The sequence below is a fragment of the Facklamia sp. P12937 genome (genome assembly GCF_050409505.1).
Lineage (GTDB): Bacteria > Bacillota > Bacilli > Lactobacillales > Aerococcaceae > Facklamia.
Genome location: NZ_JBNUPI010000004.1, coordinates 30,111 through 56,305 on the forward strand (window position 1 = coordinate 30,111; position 26,195 = coordinate 56,305).

A 26,195-nucleotide genomic window follows, 5' to 3' on the forward strand; every position below is an offset into this window, starting at 1 on the left:
GAAGTAAAAAGAAATTAATAAAGAGGTGGAATATATTATGTTGAATAAAAAGAACAGATTGACCAATATCATCGCTGGTACAGCAATTGTTGCAGCCGTTACAGGCGTTATTCTTTATACATATTTAGATGATGATGCTAATGAACGTGTAAGAGGCATGATTAACCGTGAGAAAGTCAAAGCTTATGTTAAGCATCAATTAAAAGGCTCCGATCATTTAGTGAATATCGTAAATGACCTTTCTGATGAAGAAGTAAATACTTTAGTAGGTATTGCTAATAAGACTAAGGCCACTCAGTCTCAAATGAGTGAAGGTTTTATTCAGATTATTAACCGTGCTAAAGAACTAGCTGATGATGCTGGTGAAAAAATGCATAATCTGTTTTAATAATTACAGATATATAGTCAAAAGCAACCTATAGATGGAGGTTGCTTTTTAATTTGAAATACTTTTATTTAAATAGGAGTCAGTGAATGGAGAATTTATTATTTAAAGAGTTGGATTCAAATCAACAGGTCCAGCATAAAAAATGGATGCTTGAAGCAATTAAGGAAGCAAAAAAAGCTGAAGCAATTGGTGAGGTGCCGATTGGAGCTGTCGTTGTATACAATGATGAAATAATTGGAAGAGGCTTTAATGTTAGAGAAAGTCAGCACCAAGCTACAGGTCACGCTGAAATATTAGCGATAAATCAAGCTAATGAAAGGCTACAAGCATGGCGGCTTCAAGGGGCTAAGTTGTATGTAACTTTAGAACCTTGTCCAATGTGTGCTGGAGCATCTGTGTTAGCGAGACTTGAACAAGTAATTTTTGCTACCAGAGATCCTAAAGGGGGTTGCAGTGGCAGCTTAATGAATTTATTACAAGAGGAACGCTTTAATCATCAAGTGGAAGTTATTGAGGGGGTTTTAAAAGAAGAATGTAGCCAGATGATGTCTAATTTCTTTAGACAACTGCGACAGAAGAAAAAAGCAAAGAAGAAAGACAAGGCGAAATAGGAGGATATCCACAGAAAAGTTGTGCAAAAGACGACTTATGCACAACTTTATACACAGGCAAGAGATGAACCTTAGCTCTAAAACATGAATTTTACAAAAGGAGCCATTCATGCTATACTATAAAAAGGCAATGATGGATTCACGAACCGAGTCAGGACCGGAAGGTAGCAGCTATAAGTGATGAAGTCATGTGCCTATTTTATTTTGTTTAATTTCCTTATTAGATAGGCTTTTATAGTATTTTTTAAACTTAAAGGGTAGCAAAAAGATAACTTCTTATATTCTTGAATATTTTTATGAGGTCATCAAAAGCTATCATAACAACACATAATCTAAGCGCTGTCACATTGTTGTAAATGTGTGAAAGTGACTCATGCGACTTTTTGTCTTGATCGTCTATTTTATAAGCTTCTGAGGGGATCTATATCTAAAAGAGAGTACTCCTAGAAGATTATATAATTGAGATTACATACCATGGTGAGTGTTTTTTTACTTTTAAGAGACAAGCTAATAATATAGTTAATGTTGATTAAAAAATAGATTATTATATAGTTTAAACTTGTTGCAAAGGTTGATGATATTAAGTATATATAAATAAAAACTTATTAATTTGCTAATCAATATAAAGATATATCGAATGTTTGTAGGGGTATTTTGCATAAGAAACTAAGCGACATACCTACATGGGTGCATGGGGGGAAATTACCTTTAGTATATTTAGTATTATAGGCGCCTTGAAAATCGTTTTTGATTTAATGTAATTTTCCACCTTATAAAGGTGTTTTTTTATTTTCTGAAAAAAATTGCATGTAAATTTACAAAATATTTACAATGAATTTACTTAAAGTTAATACTAGCATGCTATATTTTTGTCAACGGTCACTTTAAAAGGATCGATAACAAAGGAGGAAGCACCATGAAAAAAGTAATTAAGAAATTGATGGTGGGATTACTATCAGCTTCAATGTCAGTAGCGAGTGTATTACCTTTAAGTCAAACTGTTCAAGCTGCAGAGCCAGTTAAATTATCATTCTGGCATGGAATGGGAGGCTCTGTTGGAGAAGCTTTACAAAAACTAGTAGATCAATATAATGAATCTCAAGATGCGGTGGAAGTTGATGCACAGTATCAAGGGTCTTATGACGAAACATTAACCAAATTACGTTCTTCTGCTTCAGGATCAGAAGTGGGTGCAGATGTGGTTCAAGTATTTGAAGTTGGAACAACCTTTATGATTGATTCAGGTTTAACGGTTCCAATTCAAGATTATGTAGATAAGACAGATTTTGATTTAGATTTATTGGAGCCTAATTTATTGGCTTATTTCACTATTGAGGATCGATTACACTCGATGCCTTTTAATAATTCGACCCCTTTAATGTACTATAATAAAGATATTTTTGATAAAGCTGGCGTAGAAGTTCCAACAACCTTAGAAGACTTAATTGAAATTGGACCCAAATTACAAGAAGCTGGTGCCGCTATGCCAGCATCTATCGGAATCTATGGTTGGTGGATTGATCAATGGTTTAACAAAATGGAAAAAGAAATCTTTGACCATGCTAACGGACGCGATGGAGCACCTGAATCAGTGGCCTTTATTGAAAATGGAGGTATGGAAAAGATTTTAACCATGTGGAAAAAAGGTGTGGATGCGGGTGTTATGCCTAACGTAGGTCGTGAGGGTGGACATCCAGAATTTATTGCAGGGCAATCAGCTATTACTTTTGGTTCCACTGCAAGTTTACGTCAATTGTTAACTGAAGTAGATGGGCGTTTTGAAATTGGTACGGCTTATTATCCTGGTATCGACTCAGAAGATAAGGGTGGCGTATCCATTGGAGGCGCTTCTCTTTGGATGATTGAATCAGATGATGAGGCTAAAAAAGATGCAGCTTGGGACTTTATTCAATTCTTAGTATCTCCTGCCTCACAAGCACAATGGAATGTTGATACAGGATATTTCCCAGTTAACCTAGCGGCCCACGAGGAGCAAAACTTTAAAGACAATTTAGAAGCATTCCCGCAATTCCAAACAGCGATTGATCAGCTGCATGATTCGACCGCAGATGATCAAGGGGCTTTAGCAGGTGTTGCTCAAGAAGCGCGTCAAGTTTTTGAAAATGAACTTGAAAAAGTTATTAATGGTGAAACAGATCCTAAATCAGCTGCACAAGCTATGGCAGATCAAATCAATAAAGCGATTGAAAACTACAATCAAGCCAACCAATAATTTAATGAATTAAATGTATAGATAATCGAGGGAGCTTCATTATTGGTGTTCTCTCGATTTTTTATGTGGAAGGTTTTTGATGGGAAGAGGTGGAAAGATGGAAGAAATTGTAATCATCGAGCCAAAGAGAAGTACTTGGGAAAAAGTAAAAGGATATGGCTATTTACTCCCAGCGATGACAATCTTATCTATATTTATGTTCTGGCCATTTTTTCAGACCATTTATCGGAGTTTATTTTTGACCAATAATTTAGGACAAAATGCAGAATATCTTGGTTTGGGGAATTATACAGAACTTTTTGCAAGTGAAAGCTTTTGGAACAGTGTTTTAGTATCTTTTAAATTTGTTGTTATAGTTGTTTTTGTAGGCGTTGTATTAGGCTTTATTACAGCACTTTTATGTCAAAAAACATTCCCAGGAATTAAAATTTTTTCAACTTCATACGCTATGCCAATGGCAATTGCGTCTGCTGGAATGGCCATGATTTTTCAAGTGATGTTAAATCCAACGGTTGGGATTGTGAACCGGATTTTGGGAACTTATATTAATTATCTCTCTCAACCAAGCAGTGCCTTATTAGTTGTGGGTATTATGACCGGCTGGTTGAATTCAGGGATGAATTTTTTGTATTTCTCATCTGGCTTAGCCAGCATTGACGATTCTCTTTATGAATCAGCTTCGATTGATGGGGCAAACGGGATTAAGAAATTTATTTATATAACCATTCCATCATTGAAGCCAACCCTTTTTTTCGTGGTTGTAACCAACGTTATTAACGCTTTCCAAGGGTTTGGACAGATAAATATTTTAACCAAGGGTGGGCCAGGTCAAGCAACGAATGTGATTGTTTATGATATTTATCGAAATGCCTTTATGAATTATCGCTATGGCTATGCTTCAGCCGAGTCAGTTGTTTTATTTTTAATCGTTATGATCTTGACCATTATCATGTTTAAAATCCGTGGAAAGGAGAGTGCATAATGGCAGAACTTATTAAAGAAAATAAGGACAATAAAATTAAAAAAAGACGCGAATCAATCACTGTATGGAGTATTGTACGATTGCTTTTAAATATAGTTATGTTACTGATTGTTCTTTCGCCTTTATTGTACGGGCTAATGATGTCCGTTAAACCTTCTGGAGAGTTATACGATCCAGAAAGTGTTTGGTTTCCTAAAAATCCTACATTAACTAACTTTCTTGATGTTTTTAAAATAGCACCGATAGGAATTTATATAAGAAATTCAATGATTGTTGCAGTAGCCATCACTCTTAGTCAGTTAATAACTTCTGTCTTAGCTGCTTTCGCCTTTCGCTTTTTGAACTTCAAAGGTAAAGGGCTGTTATATGCATTGATCCTATCGACAATGATGATTCCAGGCGAAGCCGTTATTATTTCGCAATTCTTAATGATTTCATCTTGGGGTTGGAATGATTCCCTCTACGTGTTAATTATACCCTTTATTATTTCAGCCTTTAATATCTTCTTATGCGTTCAAGCCTTGCAGAGCTTTCCTTATGAAGTGTATGAAGCTGCTAAGGTAGATGGTTGTACAGATTTCAGATTTGTTTTAACCATTTTGATGCCTTTGATTAAACCAACCTTAGGAGCTATGTCTGTTCAATCATTCTTATCGGGATGGAATATGTATATGTGGCCTTTACTAGTGACAAATAATGATCAGAATCGTACCGTTCAGATAGGTATTAGCATGCTGAATTCGGTGGATTCACAGTCACTGGTTTTAATGGTAGCAGGGGTTATGATCTGTATGGTTCCAAGTCTGCTTATTTTTATTGTTGGATCAAGGAATATGGTAAAGGGACTTACGGCCGGAGCAGTGAAAGGATAAGGAGAGAATATTTATGGCGAAATTAAGTTTAAGAAAAGTTGCTAAAATCTATGATGATGGCTTTAAAGCAGTCAAAAATATTGATTTGGAAATTGAAGATAAAGAGTTCATCGTATTAGTAGGTCCTTCTGGCTGTGGCAAGTCAACAACTTTACGTATGATTGCTGGTTTAGAGAGTATTTCAGAAGGAGAACTCTGGATTGGTGATTTAAGGGTTAATAACTTACAGCCAAAAGATCGTGACATTGCCATGGTTTTCCAATCTTACGCGCTTTATCCACATATGAATGTTCGTGATAATATGGGATTTTCAATGAAGATGAATGGAATCAGTAAAAAGGATCGTCAATTACGCGTAGAGCAAGTTGCTAAAGCGCTTCAGTTAACGGAACTACTTGACAAGAAACCAGGCGCTTTATCAGGGGGACAACGTCAAAGAGTGGCTTTAGGTCGAGCTATGGTGCGAAATCCTAAGGTTTTTCTATTAGATGAGCCTCTATCCAACTTAGACGCTAAATTACGGGTATCGATGCGGTCTGAAATTACCCAGTTGCATCGTGAATTAGGAACGACCTTTGTTTATGTTACCCATGACCAAACAGAAGCCATGACAATGGGAACGCGAATAGCTGTGATGAATGCTGGAAGTATCGAACAATATGACACACCGGCCAATTTGTATTATAATCCATGTAATAAGTTTGTTGCTGAATTTATTGGGTCACCCATGATTAATATGTTCAATGGTAGATTAGTCATTAAAGATGGGAAAGTAAACCTTAAAATTGCTGATCAATCGTTTGAGCTCGCTGAAGAAGTTAAAGATCAGTTGCTTGTTGAAGTAGAAGACCAGGAAGTTTATATTGGCATTCGCCCGGAGGACATGCACCATAAGGCCGAGGGTTTAAACACCTCAGGTTTGAATGTTATCGCTAAAAATGTTGAGCAAGTAGGCTCTGACACTTTTGTTTATTTTGATCATCCTACTTCTAGTCGGGAGTTGGTGGCTCGTTTTTCACCGGCACGTCCTGTTAAAATTGGTGAAGAAGTTCAAGTTCAGTTGGACTTGAATAAAATCATGTTGTTTGATCAGAAAACAGAAGCGTCGATACTCAATCGAATAGTGGGAGAGGATTTTGATAAATAATGGTAAAAATTATTGCACATCGCGGTTATTCTGGAATATATCCTGAAAACACCATGTTAGCTTTCAAAGAAGCGGCAAAATTTCCGATTGAAGGCATTGAGTTAGATGTCCATTTAACCAAAGACCAAGAGGTAGTCATCATTCATGATGAAGCGATTGATCGCACTTCAACAGGTAGTGGCTATGTAAAAGATATGACCTTAATTGAATTACGTCAGTATAACTATTATGCTAACTTCAAAGAAACACAAGTTAAGTCCGCAAGAGACATTCAAATTCCGACTTTGCGCGAATTTTTTGAATGGATGCAGCCTCTAGATATTAAAGTTAATATCGAGTTGAAAACTAACATTTTTCGCTATGAGGGTCTTAATGCTAAAGTTTTAGAATTAATCAGGGAATTTAAATTAGAAGATCGTGTTTTGATTTCATCTTTTAATCACCACAGTGTGCGTGATTTTATGCGCCTAGCAGGGGATAGTAAAATTGAATACGGCTTTTTAACGGCGTCGGGTCAATTAAACCCTGGTAAATATTGTAAGGAACATGGTGTCGGTCATTATCATCCTGCTTTTGTGACTTTGGACTTAGAAGATATTGAAGAATGTCATCGTCAGGGAGTCGAAATTAACACTTATACAGTCAATGAAGCTGATCATATCCAGATGATGATTGATGCGGGTGTGGATCGCATTATAACCAACTATGTTGAGAGAGCTTTAGAATTAATTTAAGTTCTAGCAAAAAATTCCTTCTGGGTAAACAGAAGGAATCAGACTGTAGACAAAGCCCTCTAAATCACTATTTCTTAGTGGTTTAGAGGGCTTTTTTATGTATAATAATGGTTCTATAATAAATAGGGTTGAAGGAAGAATTTTTCTTCCATCAACCCTATTTGACATAGAGCCAAACAAAGACAAACCCTTATTTGAGATAAACTCAAGCAGGGTTTGTCTTCAATCTGGGGCATCCACTAAGGGATGCCTTTGATAAGGTTAATTATAGTTTAACAATATTAGTAGCTTGGTTGCCACGTGGGCCAGCTTCTACGTCATATGTTACTGTTTGACCTTCGTCTAAGGATTTAAAGCCGTCACCTTGGATGTTAGAGAAATGTGCAAAAACATCATTTCCATCCTGACCTTCGATAAATCCAAAACCTTTGTCTGCATTAAACCATTTTACTGTACCTGTGTTCATAATGTAAATCCTCCTGTGTGCGTCTTAAGCACTTTGTATTGCAATAACTAAATAATTTAAAAGAAGATTTTACATGGTTGAATGAAAATGACTTAATTAACTTATTTCTTTACTACAAGACACAGTATGTTCCTTATTGGATGAATTGTCAACACTTATTTAAAATAAATAACAATTTAAATCATTTAATAGAGATTTAACCCACGCTACCTTCCATCTCATAAGCAATCAGACGGTTCAACTCGACGGCGTATTCCAATGGCAATTCCTTGGCAAAAGGTTCGACAAAGCCCATGATGATCATTTCAGTCGCTTTTTCTTCGCTAATGCCACGACTCATTAAGTAAAAGAGCTGTTCTTCAGAAATACGTGATACCTTGGCTTCGTGCTCAAGTGAAACATTCGAGTTATGTACTTCATTGAAAGGGATGGTATCTGATTTTGATTTTTCATCCATGATAATGGTGTCACACTCTACGTGGGATTTAGCCCCATCTGCTTCAGGGCCAAAGTACAACTGCCCCATATAATCGACATTTCCCCCATCTTTAGCAATCGATTTGGAAACAATGGTTGAGGAAGTGTTTGGAGCATTGTGATAGATTTTAGCTCCAGAATGTTGATGTTGTCCCTCGCCGGCAAAGGCAATGGATAAGACAGTTCCTCTAGCTCCCTCGCCATTTAAGCGACAGGAAGGGTACTTCATCGTTTTATAAGAGCCTAAGTTACCATCTACCCATTCCAAGGTACCACCTTCAGCAACTGTTCCACGCTGTGTTACTAGGTTGTAGACATTATTGGACCAGTTTTGAATGGTTGTGTAGCGACATGTTGCATTTTTCTTAACAACGATTTCCACCACCCCAGTATGCATGGAAGTGGCGGAATAAGTTGGAGCAGTACAGCCTTCCACATAATGCACGCTCGCCCCTTCATCCACAATAATTAAGGTGCGTTCAAATTGTGCCACACTCGAATTGTTTAAACGGAAATAGGCTTGAAGTGGCATATCAACTTTAACCCCTTTAGGAATATAGATAAAAGATCCACCACTCCAACAAGCTGAGTTTAAGGCTGTTTGAAAGTTTTCATTGGGATGAATGACTGAGGCAAAATGTTCTCTAAAAAGTTCGGGATGGTCTTTTAAAGCAGAGTCGGTATCGGTAAAGATTATGCCTAATTTATCCACTTCGTCTTTCATTCGCGAATATACGGTTTCTGATTCATACTGAACACTGGTTCCAGCTAAGAAAGCCCGTTCGGCTTCTGGCACACCTAGACGTTCAAAAGTTTCTTTAATTTTGTCTGGCACCTCATCCCACGTACGAACAGGTTGGTCGGTTGCTTTTAGATAGTAGATATAATCGTCGAAATTTAAATCAGATAAATCAACGCCCCAGGTAGAGACTTTTTTATTGCGGAAAGTTTCATAAGCTTTTAACCGGAAGTCAAGCATCCACTCGGGTTCATCTTTTTCTTTTGAAATCGTACGGATGACTTGCTCATTAAGTCCTTTTCCAGTCGAAAAGAGGATTTTAGCATCGTCTTTAAAACCGTATTCGTATTCACCTAATACAGGAACTTCTGACATTATTCATCTTCCTTTCTTTCAATGCCATCTTGATGGAGCAATTGTTCATTGCGGTTTTGATCGAGTCCGTACTCGACGGCTCGCCAAGAAAGAATGGCACATTTATAACGGGCTGGAAAATTTTTGACGCCAGCCAAAATAGCTGCATCTTTTAATTGTTTGCGTAATTCAGCTTCATCTTTTTTTTCTTCATCGTTACCGATTGTTCCACCTACTAATTGATTGAAGTCATGCACTAATTGGATGGCTTCATCAACCGTTTTACCAATCATTAAATCCGTCATCATACTGGCTGAGGAAATAGAAATGGTGCAACCTTCACCATTAAAAGCAATTTGTTCAATCTGATTATCTTTAACAATCATATCCACAGTAATGGCATCACCACAAGTTGGGTTGAGTAATTGCATTTGATGGGTAGGTTTTTCTAAATGCCCTCGATGATGAGGGTTTGAAGAATGGTCAAGTACAATCGTACGATAGAGTTGGTCTAATCGACTAAGTGCCATAAGTGAAAAACTCCTTTATTTCTTTGGTAGCTTCTATAAAACGGTCGACTTCTTCAAGAGTATTATAAACCATCAGGCTGGCTCTTAAAGTCGCTGGAGTTTCAAGCAGACGCATCAAGGGTTGAGCACAGTGGTGTCCTGCTCGGACTGCGATCCCTAATTGATCATAACCTGTTGCAGCATCATGCGGATGGACTCCCTTAATATTAAAAGAAAGAATACCATGACTTTTAGCCGATTCAGGAGTATAAAGAACGACGTCCTCTAACTCTTTCATTCCTTGATACAGTCTATCGCCTAATAATTTCTCTTGGGCTTGAATTTGATCAAAGCCAATAGCTTCAATCCACTGAATTGCTTGAGTCAACCCAACCACTTGAGCGATTGCCTGGGTGCCGGCCTCAAATTTCCAAGGAGCCTGCTTATAGTTGGATTGAGTGTCTTCTACTAGGTGAATCATCTCACCACCGAAGCTAACCGGTAAGCAGCTTTCATGATGTTCTTTAGCTAAATAGGTGATCCCCAATCCCATCGGACCATACATTTTATGGCTTGAGAATGCATAGGCATCAACTTCCCATTCCTTCAAATGTAAACGAATATGTGGACTGGCTTGAGCACCATCAACAATCAAAAGGGCACCTTGTTGGTGGGCCCATTGACTGAGAGCTTGAATGGGTTGCTGTACACCTAACACATTTGAAAAGTGTTGAATAACAATTGCTTTGACTGGCTGATCTTTATACTTACGTGATAAAGCTTCTACATCCACTTGATAATCAGCAGTTAGGTCCATAAATTTGAGCTTAGCTTCGGTGCGTTTACATACTTCTTGCCAAGGCACTAGGTTGGAATGGTGCTCTAAGCGCGTTGTGAGTATGATATCTCTATCTTGAAGGCGTGGTTCGATGAGTCCACGAGCAATTTTGTTGATGCTATCGGTTGTCCCTGAGCTAAATGAGATGCAGGCACTGGCTTCTGCCCCGACAAAAGCCGCAATTTTTTCACGACCTTTTTCAAAGGCTTGGGTAGCGCGCTCACTTAGGGTATGTACGCCACGGTGAACATTGGCATTATCCTGTTGATAATAGGCAACAATTGCCTCGACCACTGATTGAGGGGTCTGGGAAGTCGCCGCATTATCAAAGTAAATAAGTGGCTCATCATTAACGATTTGATCGAGTATAGGAAATTCTTGACGAACTTTTAAAAGATTTTGTCTAGTCAAGGCTATCACCTGAATTTATGCTTTCTAATTTTTGGTCTAAAGCATCAATCATCATTTGTCTTCTCTCAGGATCTTTAATTTGATTTAAAGTTTGCATTAAGAAGCCACGGATGACTAGATATTCTGCTTTAGTGCGATTTACTCCACGAGTCATTAAATACCATAATTGACTGTCATCCACCTTGGATACGGAGGCAGCGTGTCCTGCAGTCACTTCAAATTCATCAATTAAAAGAATGGGGTTAGCATCACCACGGGCTTGATCAGAGAGCATGAGTAAACGGTTTTCTTGTTGAGCATCCGCGTTTTTAGCATTTTTGAAAATTTTGCCAATACCATTCATTGTCAGGACTGCTTGGTCTAAGGCAACACCTCTTTGGTTAATGTGTCCAATGGAATGGTTGCCATAATTACTGATTTTGGTGTCTAAAATTTGTTTAAAGTTTTGATTAGAAATAGCCACTTCGGATAAATGAGCGTGTGAACCTTTACCTTTTAAATTAGAAGCTAAATCGACAATTGTTGCTCCATCATTAAATGAACCAATTGACCATTGAATATGAGCGTCGTTCTTAGCCAAAGCATGGCGACGAATATAGCTAGCTTGGTCGGTTTTCGTTTGATCAATAGCCATATAATGCAAGTTTGCTCCATCTTCGAGGATGATTTCTACTGTGTAGCTTTGACTATGGTTAGCCACTTGATTTTGTTTTAGTTTTTCAAAAAAAGTAAACTGACTGTTTTTGCCAACGGCAAGTAGTAGATATTGATGGGCTCCATCATCGAAATTTTGCTCCCATTCAAAGGTTTCATTGCCTTGATAGTTATCAGGAACATAAATCAAGGTGCCGTGATTTAAATGAGCTAATTGGAAAGCAGAAACTTTATCTTGATTAGCAGGAACTGCTTGGAATAAATACTTTTTTAAAAGTTCTTCGTGATCAGTTTGAGCGCTTTGCCAATCAGCAATGATAAGGTCCGGATGAGTAGCTAATTTTCTTTCGGCTGCTGAAGGCCTACTTTGAGCTTCGACAAATAAAGGCCAGGTTTCGATCTTTGCTCGTTCGATGGTGGGAAGTCTTGTATTCTCGAATGCTTGTTGACTTTGGTCAAAGATATCCTTAAGCCAGTTGACAGTTGGTGCGAATAATTGTTGAGTCATCTTTTCACCTACTCTTCATTTAATTCAATGCCGTTTTCGAGAGCTATCTCTTTATACCCTTTGGCTTCTAATTCTAGGGCTAACTCAGATCCACCTGATTTCACGATGCGTCCATCCATCATAATATGAACAAAATCTGGCTCAACATAGTTCAAAAGGCGTTGATAGTGGGTAATAATTAAAGCGCCAAAATCTTCACCACGTAAAGAGTTGATGCCTTTGGATACAACTTGTAAAGCGTCAATATCTAAGCCAGAATCAATCTCGTCTAAGAGAGCAAAACGAGGTTCGATCATTAACATTTGAAGGATTTCATTGCGTTTTTTTTCGCCCCCTGAGAATCCTTCATTCACATAACGTTCAACCATTTCATCAGACATATCTAAAAGCGCCATTTTTGCATCTAATTTGTCTAAGAATTCAAAAATAGGCATCTGATCATCTTCTTTACGGCGTGAGTTGATGGCTTCACGCATAAGAGTGGCATTAGTAACACCTGAAATCTCACTTGGGTATTGAACGGCCATAAACAGACCGGCTCTAGCACGCTCATCGACTTCCATTTCTAAGAGGTCAACACCATCAAGTAGAACCTGACCTTGTGTAACTGTATAGTCAGGGTGCCCCATGATAGCTTGTGAAAGAGTAGACTTACCTGTTCCGTTTGGTCCCATAATAGCATGCACTTCATTAGTGTTAATTGTTAAATTAACACCTTTTAATATTTTTTTATCTTCAATTTCTACGTGTAGATTTTTGATTTCTAGTGTGGACATAAACTCGCTCCTTCTAATCATTTTCACAAGCTATATTCTACCATAAATTGTGAAGATTAAAATCTTGAATTTTAGAGTATCTATTTAGGCAGATTTTAAAAGCATTCGCCAAGCGGTGACAAATTCGATATAATAAGTTTACTAAATGGAGGAGGCTATAAATAATGAGTTATCAGGCATTATACCGTGTTTGGCGACCGCAATCTTTTGATGAATTAGTCGGGCAAGAAATGATCGCCCAAACTTTGAGGAATGCGATTGCTAAACAACAATTAAGCCACGCCTATCTCTTTTCAGGTCCAAGAGGAACGGGTAAAACTTCTGTTGCTAAGATACTTGCAAAAGCGGTCAATTGTCCTAATTCAACGGATGGAAATCCTTGTAATGAATGTTCTATTTGTCAAGGGATTACTTCAGGAGAGATTAGTGATGTGATTGAGATTGATGCGGCATCGAATAACGGAGTTGATGAAATTCGTGACCTGAGAGACCGTGTTCGCTATGCTCCTACACGTGCCAAGAATAAAGTATATATTATTGATGAGGTTCATATGTTAACAACTGGTGCCTTTAATGCACTCTTAAAAACATTAGAAGAGCCTCCTGCCAATGTAATTTTTATACTTGCGACGACGGAGCCTCATAAAATACCGGCCACTATTTTATCAAGAACTCAGCGCTTTGACTTTCAACGGATTAAAGACCTTGATTTGATTAGAAGGATGCAATATATTTTGGACCATGACCAACAAGACTATGATCTTGAAGCGTTGAAAGTTATTGCTCGAGCAGCTAACGGTGGAATGCGGGATGCTCTAAGTCTACTAGACCAAGCGCTTTCTTATGGGCAAGATCACCTAGAACTTGAAACGGCTTTGTTAGTATCCGGTTCTTTTGCTCAAACCGTTTATGTTCAATATATTCAAGCGCTTGCTCAATCACGAGTAGAAGAAGCCTTACAGATCTTGGAAGAACAATTACAAGAGGGAAAACAGGCTGGGCGATTTATTGAAGAACTGATTTTATTTGCTAGAGATGTCCTTTTAAGTTTATTTTCAATTAAGAACCATACACTGCTAACTGACCAAGAATTACAGCCATTGAAAGAAAATGTTGAGCCAGCATTCTTTTATCAGTTAATTGACTTTTTGAATCAAGCGCAAAATAAGATGCGTTTTTCTACACAACCAGAAGTTTATTTAGAAGTTATGACGGTTCAATTAGCACAATTAGGGCAGGACCTACTTCTAAGAGAAGAAGTAGAGCAAGTAGAGCCTCAAATGTCTGGACAGATAGAAAGTCAGATTAGACTGTTACAAGAGGAACTAGAAAAACAAAAAAAATTACTTGCTGAACTTATAAATAATCAAAAAAGTACTACTCAAGGAGTTAATAATCAAACGGAATTAACTCCGCGTAAAAAGCCTGATTTTGCTCAAAAAGATTATGTGGTCGACTTACATGCGATTTATAATGTTTTGAATCAAGCAACTAAAGAAGATATTAACCATTTAAAAAAAGAGTGGTCAGCTATTTTAGCTGAACTAGCTCCTAACCAAAGAGTTCGCTTGAATAATACTAGACCGTTAGCGGCAGGGCCAGACTGCGCTTTGATTTCCTTCGAAGACCAAAATTTATGCGCGATTGTTCAACATGATAGTCATTTAATGGATCAGGTGAACAATATAGCGAGTCAGCGTTTAGGTAAGGCGATTCACTTCACTTATTTGTGGCAGGCTGATTGGTCTGGTATTCGAAGGGATTACAAAATCTTGTTTGAACAAAATGGTAGAAAGCCGATAGAACTAGCTAAAAAGTTATCAAAAGTTCAAGAAAGTATAACTCCGTCAGAAGGAACTATTGATTCGCTACAAAATGATCAGACAGATTCGCAGGACAATCCCCCAGGTCACATTAATCAGGATAATTTATCAGAAATTGATCAAACTGAAAAAAATAGGCCTCAAAATGAAGAGTTAGAATCAATTGAAGCTCAATTACCTGAGCCGGCAGAAGATGTAGCAGCTTTATTCCAACGGAGTCAAATTCACCATATTGAAGAGGGAGAAAGTTCAAGTATTCAACCGGCGGATGGGCAAACGGGATTTTTTGATATAGAGGATAATCTAGAGGAAGAAAACCCAGCAGTCCAAAAAGCCATTGAACTCTTTGGAGAAGAAAATATTATCATTTACAATGATCGTTAAAACGATACTTATAAAAATAAGCGTCATTTTAAAAGGAAACTAGGAGACGATTATTTAGTAATTTTAGTCTATTTGTTTTAAGCGAGTATTTTTATTAATTAAAGAGGCTGAGACAAAAGCCCTCCTTACCCGCCTCAAAATATACAGCGAGCCTAGATTGGAAAGTTACTTTCCGTTCTAGGCTCGCTGCTTTGCGTATTTACGTAGATTATTGGCCATAAATATCAGCCCTACATCGGTCTTCACCGCGAAGGTGGAGCCGAGTGAAACCTAAATTTGTCTTTACCTGACCGAATACAGACTCTACATCCATCTTTCGTTGACTGTAGAGTGCCTTTTTTTCGTCAGATAAAAGCTTCGCTCGTTCATTTTGCTTGAGTGATTCCTAATGCGAGTTGTAGTAGATTGCTTTTTGAGGTGCCTTGTCTGGCTCTTTCGGTCGGTAAACATCAATCTTACTTTCATAGCCACTACGTGTTTTTGCATGTCGCGTATGATGATAGTAATAATAATTCCTTCAGACCATGTGATTGTCTGTTTTTAGCGGTCGATGCGCCAGTTCCCCTTAAATTTAAGGGTCCGTTGGTATTTCTTCGTTTGCTCTTTTTCAAATAAATTCTATTTAATAAGGTACTTGTATCCATGGTTGGTTAAGTAAGTTAAATTTTCCTCACTGCCATACCCGGCGTCAGCGTATCTGTCGGATTGGGGAAGACATCATAGGTTAAGACCTATTGATTTTCCGTGGCAATCTGAACATTATAACCCGGCTTGAGATGACCGTTGCGCATAGGATCTTCCTTCATACGCATAAATGTTGCGTCATGATCTGTCTTAGAAAAGCTGTTGCGACCGTTGAATGGCGCTTGATAAGCGGTGTATTTTTCTTTACGAGGAATAAAATCCTGGGCGATTTTTCGGTGATACTTTTTGAGACGACGGCGCTTCTTTTTGCGTTCATCTGCTCCGACAACAGGTTGCGAATCAATCGTCCGGTTAAGCGTTTCAATTTCTTCGCTTAAGAGTTGCTCAATCGTAACGAGGTCTGCCTGTAAGGTGTCGGCTTGATCGAAAGCCATCGCCTGCTGAATCTTTGGTTAAATCTGTTCGTTAAAGTACGTCGTCACCGAATGGGTGAGCGCTGCTTCATAACGGTCAATGGCTTTCTTCCATGCGAACGAATAGTTATTAGCGTCAGCTTCAAACTTCGTCCCATCTATAAACACCTGATCGAAAGTAATCAGCTGGTCAAGTTTTAATTGTACAGTAAAATGAACATATAAATCCTGTAGAAGATAAGCGGCTGTCTCGGATGATCGGAAGCGATTGATTGTGCGATAGGAAACAATCTGTTGCCCAGTTAACCAATGCATCGCAAGATTTTCTTCCATCCTCTTTTGAATCCGACGACCTGAATAAACACCTTCAGAATAAGCAAATAACAATGCTTTAAGTAGGACACGAGGATGATAAGCGGGTCGCCCATCGGCGGGTTCAAATGGGCGAATATTTGCTTCTGGAATCTGTTCGACTACCTCATGAATTCGCTAAGCAATATGATTTTCAGGGAATAAACACTCAATTTCCAGTGGCAAGCAAGTTTGATTCATAGGATACTGTTGGTACATAGAAAGCCCCTCCTAAATGGTTTTGTGGTTACTACTATTATATCAGGAAACGCTTTCTATGTTTATCTTTTTAAAGAAAAGTCCGATCAACGAGTTCATCGTTAACCGGACTTTCTTTAATTATTCAGGGCTTTTGTCCCAACCCCTAATCTACTTTTTATTTAATAGGCCACACATGTGAGTCATTAAATAATGGATTGTTAAAGTGAATTTAAAAGTACGTCAAATGCTTAAAAAATGGCTACAAAATTTAGCTTAAATTTAATGGCATCTTTTAAAGAATTATAAACAACACAATATTTTAGAGCAGAGTGGCAAAAAGCGATTAAATCTTCTTGTTCCATCTCAGACCCAATGTAAATAATGATTTGACATTCTTTTATAAATGGAGCTTTGTTATAACCATGAACGCCTAATAAAGTGAGTGGGTTATTTAACTGAGCGTTGATTTTACCTTCTACATCAAATAATTCTATTTTTGAAATTTTAGCCCTTTGTATTAAAGTAATCAGGACGTTAGAGAGAATCGAAGTTAGAAGATAATTAACAGCAGTCTTGTGATTATCTTCCAAGTCAAAACTAAGGTCATAATCTACTTTTATAAAGTCTTTATCCGTAAAAAACTTCACTTTACTTTCCGTATCAACAATGGCCCTGTAGGAAAAATCATAAAATTGAGATTCATAGAGATTATTCATATTTATCCTTTAAAATGTTTTTGGCTAGTTTAAGTTGTTCAAGCTTTTTCTCAATGATAGTAAAAGTACTTACCGGTCTATTTGCGAAAGTTGCAAAACCGCAGTCTGGATTCAACCAAATTTTCCCCTTTGCTATATATTTCAAGGCTTTTTCTACCTGATTTACTATATCTTCCGCTTGTTCTATTTCATCTATTCGGGGATTAATGACTCCAAATCCTAAAATACAGTGATCTTTAATCTTTTTGCTTGATAATAAAGATTCGACCTCACCTGCTCTATGGGTAGAGAATTCTAGGGTTAATACATCGGGCAAAACATTTTCAAAGAGCCCTACCAGAGGTGTATAAGGTCCACTTAATAGAATTTGTTCATCTTTACTCCAATTACCACGACAGACATGTAGACTAGAGTAAACAGGTTTGTCTCTTAGGTAATCAAAAACTGATTTGATTAAGTGAGTGGCGAATTCTAATTCTTCTGCTGGATCTTTTTTTTCAGCTAGTGCCGCACACATGAAGGATCTTGTTTTTCCTTCAGAAAAAACAACTTCGGTTAATACAGGCTCATCGAATTGGATAACATCTACACCTGTTTCTAGCAAATGATCTATTTCCTTTTTTAAAATAGAGATGACAGCCTTTCCTAATTGTTCTTTATTGGCATAGTGCTTTTGAGATAATGCAGGTAGCCACATTGAGCGTGTCATTAAGTAGGGGCCGGGTAAAGTGGCTTTAATGGGATAATTCGTATAGTTTTTAAGCTTTCTCATATTATCTGCTACTAAGGGCTTAACATATTCCATTTTCCCATTGCAAATGGCATTTTTAATACTTACAGCAGGGACATCTAAAATCTCAAGAATTTGTTCGAATGCTTTTTTATCATCAATAAATTCAAGCATATCTCCCATATTCATCGTGACAATTCCTTTTATTTTTTTGGAAATAAAAGAAACATAATTATCTCGATCAAGCTCTCCATCTGTAATAATATTAATGCCATTTTTTTCTTGTAAAGAAACCACTTTTTGGGTTTCTTTTTCAAGTAAGTCTTCTAGATCAGCTTGATCAGCTAGGCCTCGACTTACTTTTCTTTTTAAAGTCATTAAATTTTTACTCCTAGGCATACTACCGACGAGAGTGATAGTGAAGGCATCAAAAACTTTTTTCATAAGACACCGCCTATTTATGGAAAGTTTTAAAGAAATCTAAGTATTCATTAGCTTTAGTAATTTGCTCATAACCAGTTAGTCGGCCAGGAACCCATTCTTTTAACCCTTCAAGGTCCATCATTTCTTTATGCTCTGGATTATTATAATCCATCTTATGTAAAATGCGGGTAAATTCATCAAATTGATTTCTATCAATATTTTCTCTAGCTGAGAAGATGCAATGATCAAAATGAGATGTTTTATCTAGAATAATAATTTGATTTTCATCTAATGTTCCATCTGAAATCCATTTTTCATAATTCATATCTAACATCCAGCTTGCATCTACTTCATCAGCTAATAGAGCCTTAGCCGCATCTAGTTCTCCACCAACATGGTCACCATGAAGACCAACACCAATGTTAAAGATTTTTTCACTATAGTCTTTATCATATTCCAAACCAGCTTTGTGCAAGTGGTAGATAGGTATTAAACGAGCTTGTGGAGAATCGATCGCACCAAAGCCAATTTTCTTTCTTTTGAGATCTGTTATGGAATTATAAAGATCCTTTTTAACTACTAAATAACTAGAGCGATCTCTATCTGTGTCTCTCATAGATCCACAGGGAGCCTTTCCATCTGTTCTTAAATGAGTATCTAACCAAGCAAGGGGGGAATTCCAAGCTACATCAATTTCTTCTTTCATCAAAGCATCCACTTGCATTCTATAATCTTTAAAATAAACGGGTTCAATTTCGAAACCTACATTTTTAAAAAAGTCAGCGATAATTCCCCAAATAACGGTTACTTGAGGAGCGTAAATCACCGCACCTACTTTTAATTTTTCTGTCATTTAAAATCCTCCTCTATAATTTTGATTAACGGCTAATTAAATTAATGGTAATCCAGCCAAGGCTCTTCCTAACCAAAGGGTTAAAACATCGACACCAGGTGCCATAATTTGTCCGGCATAAGAATCTCTAAGAAGACGTTCCATAATACCCTGTTTATTGTAGGCTTTTCCCCCACCAATGCGCATTCCTAAGCGAGAGACTTCGATGGCAGCCTCGGATGCAAAGATTCTGGCAGAGATAACTTTAACAATAGCATCTTCTTCACCCGCATCTACAGCTCGAGCAGCTTCTTGAGTGCCTAAGACAGCCGCATTAGTTTGAGAATAAATTTTAGCTAAGTGAGTTTGAACGGTTTCATACTCAGCTAGAGACTGACCAGTGTTATGTTTTCTACTTGTTGCATGAGAAAGGGCTTCAGTCAAGACAGCTTGACATACACCTGAATATACAGAAGCTAAACCGGTAATAAAGTAAGGGGCGACTACCTCAAAAATATGTGTCATGGCAGCTCCTATTTCACCAATACGGTAAGATTTTTCTAGCTTCACATCCTTAAATTCCATTGGACAGGAAACATTGCCTCGCATACCAAGGCCATTCCATTCACTTGATTTAAAGGTAACTCCTTCTTTTTCAATTGGAACAATCCAATTATCTACACCTTCGCCAGCTTCTGAAGGAGATAATAATAAGTAATAGGAAGCGTAAGTGGCAGATGTGACCATGCTCTTGCTACCATTTAGAATTACTTCATTTTCTGTAAATTTGGCATCAATACTTGGTATATAGAAATTAGTACCAGATCCAAATTCTGAGTAAGCAAAGCCTAAAAATTTGTTGTTTTCAATCACATCTTTAAGAATTTTGTTTTTTAATTGCTCACTACCGTATTTTAAGATGATGCTTAAACATACATTATGCATCATATAACAAAGACCGGTAGTAGCACTTGCTTGTGCAAAAGCCATACAGGCAGCTGAGTGTTCTGCCATACCCTTTCCAAGACCACCATATTCTTTAGGAATCATCAATTTAAAGTAACCAGCTTTAGCGATCTCTTCAAAAGATTTTTCAGGAAACTCCATTTTCTCATCCACTTCGACTGAATAAGGTAATATATGCTTGGTTGCAAACGCCTTAGCTTCCTCATAAAAAGTAGTCATTTTGACCTCCTATAATAGATAAAATTTTTGTACACTCATTTTATCAAACTAAAAAACCTTAACCAGTCCCTCTGGTATCATACTTTCTGATAAATAAGCCTAAAATTTAATAGTTTTTGTTAAACGTTAGGAAAAAATCTATTGAAACGCCTGAATTTTCATTTATTAATATTATTTATAAAAGTTCTAAATAGCCTTAAAATTTTTATGCTTTTTTAGTACTGGGTGAGATTTTTAAATCGAAAGGTCATTTAAAAAAACAGAAGGATTAAAAGGGCATTTTTGTAGTCGAAAGAAGCCGATGGAGTATGCTATAATTGAGTCATAAGAATGATAAATACCAAAGGGTATTTAAAATCATTTACAAAAGTGTGAGAGGAAGCAAACTTATGATGCCAAATATGGGAAATATGATGAAACAAGTTCAGAAAATGCAGAAAGAAATGGAAAAGACACAAAAAGAATTAGAAGCTAAAGAATTTGTGGTCGAAGATGCACAACAACTTGTTAAAGTGGTAATGAACGGTAAAAAAGAAATCAAAGAACTAACTTTAAAGCCCGAGCTAGTAGACCCTGAAGATATTGAAATGTTACAAGATTTAGTCTTAGCGACCGTTAATGAAGCCATTCAAGAAGTGGAACAGACTACACAAGACCAAATGGGACAATTCACAAAAGGGCTAAACTTGCCTTTCTAGTATATAGGAAAGAAAGGAGGAGGTCGGAATGGATTATCCTTCACCCATCGCAAAATTAATTAATAGTTTTTCAAAACTACCTGGCATTGGGTCTAAAACCGCCGCTCGTTTGGCTTTTTATGTTTTAGAAATGCCGGAAGCAGATGTCTCTTACTTTGCTCAAGCTTTAATTAATGCTAAACGGGATTTAAAGTATTGTTCAGTATGTGGAAACATAACTGACACGGATCCATGTATGATTTGTAGTGACAAGGGCAGAGATCAGTCCACTATCTTAGTGGTCGAAGACAGCAGAGATGTGATGTCTATGGAGAAAATGCAAGAGTATCATGGTTGCTACCATGTTCTGCAAGGCGTTTTGTCACCAATGGAAGGGACTGGCCCTGAAGATTTGAATATCGCTTCGCTAATTAAAAGATTACAAAATGAAGAAGTGAAAGAAGTGATTGTAGCTACTAATGCAACTGCTGAAGGTGAAGCGACAGCCATTTATTTATCAAGGTTGATTAAGCCGGCCGGCATAAAAGTAACGCGTCTCGCTCATGGATTATCAGTGGGATCCGATATCGAATACGCAGATGAAATGACCCTCTTTCGTGCCATTGAAGGCCGAAGAGAGTTATAATAAAGGAGTATCAAATGCCAAAAGGGAAGTTTATTGCGTTTGAAGGACCAGATGGATCAGGGAAAACCTCGATTATCAAAGTTTTAGGTCCAATGCTTGAAAAAGAAGGTGTAGAAGCAGTATTTACTAGAGAGCCAGGGGGCAGCCCGATAGCTGAGCAAATTCGCGAACTCATTTTAGATATTAATAATACAGCTATGGACTATCGAACAGAGGCCTTACTATATGCAGCAAGTCGTCGGCAACACTTGAGTGAAACAATTTTACCCAATGTTCAAGCGGGGAAAATGGTGATTAGTGACCGTTTTGTGCTGTCTTCATTAGTCTATCAGGGCGTTGCAAGAGCAATCGGTTTAGAGGCCGTTTGGCAGATTAACCAGTTCGCCATTGAAGACCACTTACCAGACCTTACCATTTTAATAGATGTTCCTGCTGACATAGGTTTGGAGAGGATCGAGAAAGCTCGTGGTAGTAGACAGTATGATCGCCTCGATCGGGAGGCACTTGCCTTTCATCAACGAGTCAGACAAACCTATCTCGACTTGATACCTCAATGGGAAAATATTGTGGTAATTGATGGTAATCAAAGTGTAGAACAAGTTAGCTTGGAGTGCTTCGAAACTCTAAAAAAACGTGGTATGATTAAGTAATAATACATCAGGAGGGATAATATGAAATTACTAGTAGCGATCGTGCAAGATCAAGACCAACAAGTTTTGGGGAAGGCTTTATTAGAAAATGATATCCGTGCGACAAAATTATCTTCAACTGGAGGTTTTCTTCGTTCAGGTAATACAACATTCTTATTAGGAGTAGAAGATGAGCGAATTGAGGAAGTGCTTGAAGTTATTAAAGCTTCATGTCAGTCTCGTGAGCAATATATTTCAACACCTATCCATCTAGATATGAATTTGGAAGTTTCAAATACTTACCCATTAAAAGTTGAAGTTGGTGGAGCGACTGTTTTTGTTCTACCTATTGAAAGTTTCTTCCATTTCTAAGAGACAAGCATTTGAAAGAGGGAGTCTATGCGGTTAGAAGCTGCCAAAAAGCATTTTAATCTATTGATACAACATAAGCGACTCGCTCACGCTTATTTATTTACTGGCGAATTAAACCCAGCAAAAAAAGAATTAGTGGATACAATTACTCAAGCCCTTGTTTGTAAGCATTTTGATGCAGAAGGAAGGGCTTGTTTAAATTGCATGGACTGTCAGAGAATTACTAGGGGTCAGTTTGCAGATTATATGACTATTGAACCCGATGGGCGTAGCATCAAAGTGGATCAGATCCGAGGGCTAAAAGAATGGTTAGGAACGAGTCCGATTGAGGCTGATTTTAAAATTGCTACGATTGAGCAGGCAGATTTAATGGGCCCAGCAGCAGCCAATGCTCTTTTACTTTTTTTGGAAGAACCAAGTCCTAATGTTTATATCTTTTTATTTAGTCGTCAGGCTGAACAATTACTACCGACTATTCAATCGAGAGTTCAGGAAGTGATCTTGGAAGATGATAAAGAACACTCTCAAATTGATCAGATGGTGCAAGCAGGTATTCGTGATCAGCATGCAAGAGTAATGTTAAAGCTATCAGCCAATCGCTTGGAGAATTTAATGGATGACTATGAGGCGGAGTCTTTCGAAGCTTGGCTAAAAGCCATAGAATATTTTTATCAGTTATTGATACAAGAAAACCCTTATGCTTTTGTCGCTATTCAGCAACATTTAAAACCCTATCTTAATTATAATCAAGGCCAAGATGGTCTCGATTATTTAAATTGGTTGAATGCCCAATTGTTATTGAGTCACTATCCATCTAAAGAAAACCACTTAGGAAGTTTACAAAAGAGGGTAAATAGAATTAAAGAGAGAATCGATCATCAAATGAGTCAAACAAGCTATCATAGAATGAATGAGCTCTTAATGGATAGTAAAAAACTCCTTTTGTTTAATGTCACACCACAGTTGGCCTATGAGCGCTTAGCGATTAAAATGTGTGAATGGAAGTAATATGAAGAGAGGTGTTAGCATGTCTGAAATAAAAATTGAAGAACTTCTTATGCAAGTTAACCAAGAGCTGAATCAATTGTTCGAAACGGTTAACACCTTGTCGGAAGAAGTGACACGGTTAACTAATGAAAACAATCGGTTAAGGATGCAGCAGTACCAAGCAGTTGAGCAAATAGAAATTAAGCCATTAAAAGATGAGGAAAATCAAAAAAATCAAGTTATTGATAAATCAGAGCAAACGCTTGAGCATCGTCAAAGTGGGCAAGCTCGTCTTCAAGCCTTCTATAATGATGGTATTCATATTTGTCATCATTATTTTGGTAGTAAGCGTGAAACCAATGAAGAATGTATCTTTTGTCAAGACATTATTGACTCTTTAGGAGAGCAATAGATGACAAAAGAACTGTTTATGCCAAAACTGACTGATGAACAAATACGATTGGTGAAAGATGAAGAACGACTTGATTTTCTGATTCGAGAAAACCGTTATGTAATACAAAATCCAAATTACTTTCCTTTTTCTGTGGATGCCGTTTTGCTGGCGAATTTTATCACATTCAATCAGCGGTCCTCTTCCTCAAGGATAATGGATTTTTGTACAGGCGGTGGCATCATTCCTCTACTCTTATCGCATCGGACAGATGCTAAAATTCAAGCTATTGAGTTGCAAGCAGATATTGCAGATATGGCAAAACGATCGGTTCGATTAAACGGTTTAGAAGAACAAATTGAAATCATCCAGGGGGATTTAAGGCAATTAAAAGCAAATAATCAGCGATTAGATGTTATCAGCTGTAATCCTCCTTATTTTTCGCTCAATGAGGCAGCTAAATTACATTCTAATCCTTATCATGCTATTGCTCGTCATGAAATTCACTTAACTTTAGATGAATGGGTGAGCAAAGCGAGCCAATTACTTAAGCAAAAAGGCAGGCTATTTATTGTTTATCGCCCAAATAGATTAGACGATCTAATGATGAGTTTATTAAATCATCACTTTGCTATCAAACGCCTTTGCTTTGTCCATCCAAAACAAGCTGAGAATGCCAATAGTGTCTTGGTAGAGGCCATTGCCAGGGGAGGAAGACAAGGCGTTCGAGTTGAACCTGCAATTATCGTACATCAAGAAGATGGATCCTATACCCCTATGATGCAGGAGATCTACTATGGAAATCATTAATGATGAAGGGTTCTACTTTTATGTTTTATACTGTCATGACAAAACACTTTATGGAGGATTTACAACCAATCTTAGGCAAAGGTTAGAAGCTCATAATAAGGGCAAAGGAGCGAAGTATACTCGCGTTAAAAAGCGGCAGCCTTTAAAACTAATCTATGTTGAAAAGTGGCCGAATAAGTCTTTAGCGATGTCTGCGGAGTACCATTTCAAACAGTTAAATCGTCCCAAAAAAGAATATTACTTGGCTAAAAACGGTATGGCTAATTTTGATAAGGGTGTTTATATTATTAAAGATTACAGTCAGCATTTGATTTGTCATTTACAAAGAGATTTAAGCTTAAAGGAAGTGAGTGCATTTTGAATATTCAAAAGAGTTATCAAACAGAAAGCTCTTGTCTCTACTTGGTTCCTACTCCAATAGGTAATTTAGAAGATATGACTTTTCGAGCGGTTAGAATTCTTCAAGAAGTCGATCTAATCTTGGCTGAAGATACGCGAAAAACAGGAATTTTGTTGAAGCATTATGATATTAAAACAAGAATGTTTTCTTTCCACGACCACTCGAATCAATCGGAAGTAGATAAGTGGACGGCCTATATTGGAGAGGGACATACGGTTGCCCTAGTCTCAGATGCTGGTATGCCACTAATCAACGATCCTGGCCATCCTCTAGTACAATCCCTACTGGCTAATTCATTAGCCGTAATAAGCCTTCCAGGAGCGAGTGCCGCCATTACTTCTTTGGTTGCTTCAGGATTACCTGCAAACACCTTTACTTATTATGGCTTTTTTCCAAGAAGTAAAAATGAGCAAGTTGAGTTACTAACAGATATCGGAAGGCGAAAAGAAACGGCTATTTTTTACGAGTCGCCCTATCGATTAAAGCAATCTATTCAGCAAATTAATCAGCTGTTAGGAACGGATACAAAAGTGGTTGTAGCTCGTGAAATCAGTAAAAAGTTTGAGGAATATCTTAGAGGCACAAGCCAAGAACTAATCAATCATTTTGAGGAGCATTCTTTAAAAGGTGAATGTGTCCTTTTGTTGCATTCTATGGGTCAATTAGATCAAAGGCAAACGCTACTCAATCCAGACTTAAGCTATAAAGACCAGGTTCAATCTTTAATGGATAAAGAGAAACTTTCAGCCAAAGCAGCCATTAAACAGGTTGCCCAAGCACAAAATGTCAAAAAACAAGAAATTTATGCGGCTTATCATGAATTGGATCTCGACAGAAAGGACTGAGCGGTTTGTTGTATTTTCTGTCTTTCATTTTATTTG

At 37.5% G+C, this 26,195-nt stretch carries 28 protein-coding genes, 1 other RNA gene and 2 pseudogenes; 18 read left to right on the forward strand and 13 right to left on the reverse strand.

The genetic code is table 11. The features are described 5' to 3' along the window. The first annotated feature begins 37 nt into the window (after positions 1 to 37). From ACQV2R_RS02315 to ACQV2R_RS02350, 8 genes are all read left to right on the forward strand, one after another. Positions 38 to 388, forward strand: coding sequence for a hypothetical protein (locus tag ACQV2R_RS02315; RefSeq protein ID WP_428875057.1), 351 nt, complete (start codon positions 38 to 40; stop codon positions 386 to 388). A gap of 86 nt (positions 389 to 474) precedes the next feature. Continuing rightward, complete coding sequence (tadA, locus tag ACQV2R_RS02320) at positions 475 to 999, forward strand: tRNA adenosine(34) deaminase TadA (RefSeq protein ID WP_428873098.1); 525 nt, start codon at positions 475 to 477, stop codon at positions 997 to 999. 117 nt (positions 1,000 to 1,116) lie between these two features. Next, an RNA gene (ffs, locus tag ACQV2R_RS02325) (signal recognition particle sRNA small type) lies at positions 1,117 to 1,207 on the forward strand. 708 nt (positions 1,208 to 1,915) lie between these two features. Continuing rightward, positions 1,916 to 3,232, forward strand: a complete 1,317-nt coding sequence (locus tag ACQV2R_RS02330; RefSeq protein WP_428885080.1) for an ABC transporter substrate-binding protein — start codon at positions 1,916 to 1,918, stop codon at positions 3,230 to 3,232. 97 nt (positions 3,233 to 3,329) lie between these two features. Next, positions 3,330 to 4,214, forward strand: a complete 885-nt coding sequence (locus tag ACQV2R_RS02335; protein WP_428891773.1) for a carbohydrate ABC transporter permease — start codon at positions 3,330 to 3,332, stop codon at positions 4,212 to 4,214. After that, positions 4,214 to 5,086 carry a carbohydrate ABC transporter permease gene (locus ACQV2R_RS02340; protein ID WP_428873101.1) on the forward strand — a complete coding sequence of 291 codons (873 nt, stop codon included), beginning with the start codon at positions 4,214 to 4,216 and terminating at the stop codon, positions 5,084 to 5,086. The genes ACQV2R_RS02335 and ACQV2R_RS02340 overlap by 1 nt, the downstream gene beginning before the upstream one ends. A 13-nt stretch (positions 5,087 to 5,099) precedes the next feature. Then, positions 5,100 to 6,233: an ABC transporter ATP-binding protein gene (locus ACQV2R_RS02345; protein ID WP_428873102.1), complete on the forward strand. Its 1,134-nt coding sequence runs from the start codon at positions 5,100 to 5,102 to the stop codon at positions 6,231 to 6,233. Next, entirely contained in the window at positions 6,233 to 6,967 is a 735-nt protein-coding gene (locus ACQV2R_RS02350) for a glycerophosphodiester phosphodiesterase (protein WP_428873103.1), read from the forward strand. Before ACQV2R_RS02345 ends, ACQV2R_RS02350 begins: the two co-directional genes overlap by 1 nt. A 265-nt stretch (positions 6,968 to 7,232) precedes the next feature. On the opposite strand, the gene ACQV2R_RS02355 is transcribed toward ACQV2R_RS02350, so the two are convergent. The 6 genes from ACQV2R_RS02355 to sufC form a co-directional block, all read right to left on the reverse strand. Next, positions 7,233 to 7,433, reverse strand: coding sequence for a cold-shock protein (locus ACQV2R_RS02355; RefSeq protein WP_428873104.1), 201 nt, complete (start codon positions 7,431 to 7,433; stop codon positions 7,233 to 7,235). Between the two features lie 196 nt (positions 7,434 to 7,629). Beyond that, the gene (sufB, locus tag ACQV2R_RS02360) at positions 7,630 to 9,024 is read right to left on the reverse strand and encodes a Fe-S cluster assembly protein SufB (protein ID WP_428876587.1); all 1,395 of its coding nucleotides are present in this window, start codon (positions 9,022 to 9,024) and stop codon (positions 7,630 to 7,632) included. Next, on the reverse strand, positions 9,024 to 9,533 hold the full coding sequence (gene sufU, locus ACQV2R_RS02365; RefSeq protein ID WP_428891774.1) for a Fe-S cluster assembly sulfur transfer protein SufU: 510 nt from the start codon (positions 9,531 to 9,533) through the stop codon (positions 9,024 to 9,026). Before sufU ends, sufB begins: the two co-directional genes overlap by 1 nt. Then, on the reverse strand, positions 9,523 to 10,761 hold the full coding sequence (locus tag ACQV2R_RS02370) for an aminotransferase class V-fold PLP-dependent enzyme (RefSeq protein ID WP_428873107.1): 1,239 nt from the start codon (positions 10,759 to 10,761) through the stop codon (positions 9,523 to 9,525). The genes sufU and ACQV2R_RS02370 overlap by 11 nt, the downstream gene beginning before the upstream one ends. Further along, on the reverse strand, positions 10,754 to 11,923 hold the full coding sequence (locus ACQV2R_RS02375) for a SufB/SufD family protein (protein ID WP_428881962.1): 1,170 nt from the start codon (positions 11,921 to 11,923) through the stop codon (positions 10,754 to 10,756). The genes ACQV2R_RS02370 and ACQV2R_RS02375 overlap by 8 nt, the downstream gene beginning before the upstream one ends. Before the next feature lie 8 nt (positions 11,924 to 11,931). After that, positions 11,932 to 12,699 (reverse strand): Fe-S cluster assembly ATPase SufC, encoded by a 768-nt coding sequence (gene sufC / locus ACQV2R_RS02380; protein ID WP_428873109.1) that lies wholly within the window; start codon positions 12,697 to 12,699, stop codon positions 11,932 to 11,934. A gap of 164 nt (positions 12,700 to 12,863) precedes the next feature. Between sufC and dnaX the strand changes: the two genes are divergently transcribed. Next, on the forward strand, positions 12,864 to 14,906 hold the full coding sequence (gene dnaX / locus ACQV2R_RS02385; protein ID WP_428891775.1) for a DNA polymerase III subunit gamma/tau: 2,043 nt from the start codon (positions 12,864 to 12,866) through the stop codon (positions 14,904 to 14,906). Positions 14,907 to 15,114: 208 nt separating this feature from the next. On the opposite strand, the pseudogene ACQV2R_RS02390 reads toward dnaX, so the two are convergent. The 7 genes and pseudogenes from ACQV2R_RS02390 to ACQV2R_RS02420 form a co-directional block, all read right to left on the reverse strand. Further along, positions 15,115 to 15,228 (reverse strand): annotated as a pseudogene (locus tag ACQV2R_RS02390) (hypothetical protein); the annotation flags it as partial. 299 nt (positions 15,229 to 15,527) lie between these two features. Next, positions 15,528 to 15,757, reverse strand: a pseudogene (locus tag ACQV2R_RS02395) (IS1182 family transposase); the annotation flags it as partial. Between the two features lie 246 nt (positions 15,758 to 16,003). Further along, positions 16,004 to 16,351 carry a transposase gene (locus tag ACQV2R_RS02400; protein WP_428891776.1) on the reverse strand — a complete coding sequence of 116 codons (348 nt, stop codon included), beginning with the start codon at positions 16,349 to 16,351 and terminating at the stop codon, positions 16,004 to 16,006. Positions 16,352 to 16,764: 413 nt separating this feature from the next. Next, positions 16,765 to 17,232 carry an OsmC family protein gene (locus tag ACQV2R_RS02405; protein ID WP_428891777.1) on the reverse strand — a complete coding sequence of 156 codons (468 nt, stop codon included), beginning with the start codon at positions 17,230 to 17,232 and terminating at the stop codon, positions 16,765 to 16,767. After that, complete coding sequence (locus ACQV2R_RS02410; RefSeq protein WP_428891778.1) at positions 17,225 to 18,406, reverse strand: cobalamin-independent methionine synthase II family protein; 1,182 nt, start codon at positions 18,404 to 18,406, stop codon at positions 17,225 to 17,227. Before ACQV2R_RS02410 ends, ACQV2R_RS02405 begins: the two co-directional genes overlap by 8 nt. A gap of 10 nt (positions 18,407 to 18,416) precedes the next feature. Further along, positions 18,417 to 19,238 carry a phosphate/phosphite/phosphonate ABC transporter substrate-binding protein gene (locus ACQV2R_RS02415; protein ID WP_428891779.1) on the reverse strand — a complete coding sequence of 274 codons (822 nt, stop codon included), beginning with the start codon at positions 19,236 to 19,238 and terminating at the stop codon, positions 18,417 to 18,419. 36 nt (positions 19,239 to 19,274) lie between these two features. Next, positions 19,275 to 20,402 carry an acyl-CoA dehydrogenase family protein gene (locus ACQV2R_RS02420; RefSeq protein ID WP_428891780.1) on the reverse strand — a complete coding sequence of 376 codons (1,128 nt, stop codon included), beginning with the start codon at positions 20,400 to 20,402 and terminating at the stop codon, positions 19,275 to 19,277. 392 nt (positions 20,403 to 20,794) lie between these two features. On the opposite strand from ACQV2R_RS02420, the gene ACQV2R_RS02425 reads away from it, so the two are divergent. From ACQV2R_RS02425 to rsmI, 9 genes are read left to right on the forward strand one after another with little or no spacing between them, the layout of a single operon-like run. After that, positions 20,795 to 21,100 carry a YbaB/EbfC family nucleoid-associated protein gene (locus ACQV2R_RS02425; RefSeq protein WP_090289914.1) on the forward strand — a complete coding sequence of 102 codons (306 nt, stop codon included), beginning with the start codon at positions 20,795 to 20,797 and terminating at the stop codon, positions 21,098 to 21,100. Positions 21,101 to 21,128: 28 nt separating this feature from the next. Continuing rightward, positions 21,129 to 21,725, forward strand: a complete 597-nt coding sequence (recR, locus tag ACQV2R_RS02430) for a recombination mediator RecR (RefSeq protein WP_090289773.1) — start codon at positions 21,129 to 21,131, stop codon at positions 21,723 to 21,725. Positions 21,726 to 21,739: 14 nt separating this feature from the next. Then, the gene (gene tmk / locus ACQV2R_RS02435; RefSeq protein ID WP_428873112.1) at positions 21,740 to 22,375 is read left to right on the forward strand and encodes a dTMP kinase; all 636 of its coding nucleotides are present in this window, start codon (positions 21,740 to 21,742) and stop codon (positions 22,373 to 22,375) included. A gap of 21 nt (positions 22,376 to 22,396) precedes the next feature. Beyond that, complete coding sequence (locus ACQV2R_RS02440; protein ID WP_428873113.1) at positions 22,397 to 22,726, forward strand: cyclic-di-AMP receptor; 330 nt, start codon at positions 22,397 to 22,399, stop codon at positions 22,724 to 22,726. Between the two features lie 27 nt (positions 22,727 to 22,753). Then, on the forward strand, positions 22,754 to 23,734 hold the full coding sequence (locus tag ACQV2R_RS02445) for a DNA polymerase III subunit delta' (RefSeq protein WP_428873114.1): 981 nt from the start codon (positions 22,754 to 22,756) through the stop codon (positions 23,732 to 23,734). A 19-nt stretch (positions 23,735 to 23,753) separates the two neighbouring features. Next, positions 23,754 to 24,125: an initiation control protein YabA gene (locus tag ACQV2R_RS02450; protein WP_428873115.1), complete on the forward strand. Its 372-nt coding sequence runs from the start codon at positions 23,754 to 23,756 to the stop codon at positions 24,123 to 24,125. Beyond that, positions 24,126 to 24,914 (forward strand): tRNA1(Val) (adenine(37)-N6)-methyltransferase, encoded by a 789-nt coding sequence (locus tag ACQV2R_RS02455; protein WP_428873116.1) that lies wholly within the window; start codon positions 24,126 to 24,128, stop codon positions 24,912 to 24,914. It begins immediately after the preceding gene. Next, on the forward strand, positions 24,901 to 25,275 hold the full coding sequence (locus tag ACQV2R_RS02460) for a GIY-YIG nuclease family protein (RefSeq protein WP_428873117.1): 375 nt from the start codon (positions 24,901 to 24,903) through the stop codon (positions 25,273 to 25,275). Before ACQV2R_RS02455 ends, ACQV2R_RS02460 begins: the two co-directional genes overlap by 14 nt. Next, complete coding sequence (rsmI, locus tag ACQV2R_RS02465; protein ID WP_428873118.1) at positions 25,272 to 26,159, forward strand: 16S rRNA (cytidine(1402)-2'-O)-methyltransferase; 888 nt, start codon at positions 25,272 to 25,274, stop codon at positions 26,157 to 26,159. Before ACQV2R_RS02460 ends, rsmI begins: the two co-directional genes overlap by 4 nt. Positions 26,160 to 26,195: the final 36 nt, after the last annotated feature.

Excerpts from the sequence above, each read along its gene's own strand:
- ACQV2R_RS02415 (WP_428891779.1), bottom strand. The coding sequence starts at position 19,238 with ATGACAGAAAAATTAAAAGTAGGTGCGGTGATTTACGCTCCTCAAGTA.
- ACQV2R_RS02455 (WP_428873116.1), top strand. The coding sequence starts at position 24,126 with ATGACAAAAGAACTGTTTATGCCAAAACTGACTGATGAACAAATACGA.
- ACQV2R_RS02440 (WP_428873113.1), top strand. The coding sequence starts at position 22,397 with ATGAAATTACTAGTAGCGATCGTGCAAGATCAAGACCAACAAGTTTTG.
- ACQV2R_RS02315 (WP_428875057.1), top strand. The coding sequence starts at position 38 with ATGTTGAATAAAAAGAACAGATTGACCAATATCATCGCTGGTACAGCA.
- ACQV2R_RS02445 (WP_428873114.1), top strand. The coding sequence starts at position 22,754 with ATGCGGTTAGAAGCTGCCAAAAAGCATTTTAATCTATTGATACAACAT.
- ACQV2R_RS02340 (WP_428873101.1), top strand. The coding sequence starts at position 4,214 with ATGGCAGAACTTATTAAAGAAAATAAGGACAATAAAATTAAAAAAAGA.
- ACQV2R_RS02405 (WP_428891777.1), bottom strand. The coding sequence starts at position 17,232 with ATGAATAATCTCTATGAATCTCAATTTTATGATTTTTCCTACAGGGCC.
- ACQV2R_RS02330 (WP_428885080.1), top strand. The coding sequence starts at position 1,916 with ATGAAAAAAGTAATTAAGAAATTGATGGTGGGATTACTATCAGCTTCA.
- tadA (WP_428873098.1), top strand. The coding sequence starts at position 475 with ATGGAGAATTTATTATTTAAAGAGTTGGATTCAAATCAACAGGTCCAG.
- ACQV2R_RS02335 (WP_428891773.1), top strand. The coding sequence starts at position 3,330 with ATGGAAGAAATTGTAATCATCGAGCCAAAGAGAAGTACTTGGGAAAAA.
- sufU (WP_428891774.1), bottom strand. The coding sequence starts at position 9,533 with ATGGCACTTAGTCGATTAGACCAACTCTATCGTACGATTGTACTTGAC.
- ACQV2R_RS02375 (WP_428881962.1), bottom strand. The coding sequence starts at position 11,923 with ATGACTCAACAATTATTCGCACCAACTGTCAACTGGCTTAAGGATATC.
- ACQV2R_RS02345 (WP_428873102.1), top strand. The coding sequence starts at position 5,100 with ATGGCGAAATTAAGTTTAAGAAAAGTTGCTAAAATCTATGATGATGGC.
- ACQV2R_RS02350 (WP_428873103.1), top strand. The coding sequence starts at position 6,233 with ATGGTAAAAATTATTGCACATCGCGGTTATTCTGGAATATATCCTGAA.
- ACQV2R_RS02410 (WP_428891778.1), bottom strand. The coding sequence starts at position 18,406 with ATGAAAAAAGTTTTTGATGCCTTCACTATCACTCTCGTCGGTAGTATG.
- ACQV2R_RS02425 (WP_090289914.1), top strand. The coding sequence starts at position 20,795 with ATGCCAAATATGGGAAATATGATGAAACAAGTTCAGAAAATGCAGAAA.
- sufB (WP_428876587.1), bottom strand. The coding sequence starts at position 9,024 with ATGTCAGAAGTTCCTGTATTAGGTGAATACGAATACGGTTTTAAAGAC.
- recR (WP_090289773.1), top strand. The coding sequence starts at position 21,129 with ATGGATTATCCTTCACCCATCGCAAAATTAATTAATAGTTTTTCAAAA.
- ACQV2R_RS02450 (WP_428873115.1), top strand. The coding sequence starts at position 23,754 with ATGTCTGAAATAAAAATTGAAGAACTTCTTATGCAAGTTAACCAAGAG.
- dnaX (WP_428891775.1), top strand. The coding sequence starts at position 12,864 with ATGAGTTATCAGGCATTATACCGTGTTTGGCGACCGCAATCTTTTGAT.
- sufC (WP_428873109.1), bottom strand. The coding sequence starts at position 12,699 with ATGTCCACACTAGAAATCAAAAATCTACACGTAGAAATTGAAGATAAA.
- tmk (WP_428873112.1), top strand. The coding sequence starts at position 21,740 with ATGCCAAAAGGGAAGTTTATTGCGTTTGAAGGACCAGATGGATCAGGG.
- ACQV2R_RS02420 (WP_428891780.1), bottom strand. The coding sequence starts at position 20,402 with ATGACTACTTTTTATGAGGAAGCTAAGGCGTTTGCAACCAAGCATATA.
- ACQV2R_RS02460 (WP_428873117.1), top strand. The coding sequence starts at position 24,901 with ATGGAAATCATTAATGATGAAGGGTTCTACTTTTATGTTTTATACTGT.
- ACQV2R_RS02355 (WP_428873104.1), bottom strand. The coding sequence starts at position 7,433 with ATGAACACAGGTACAGTAAAATGGTTTAATGCAGACAAAGGTTTTGGA.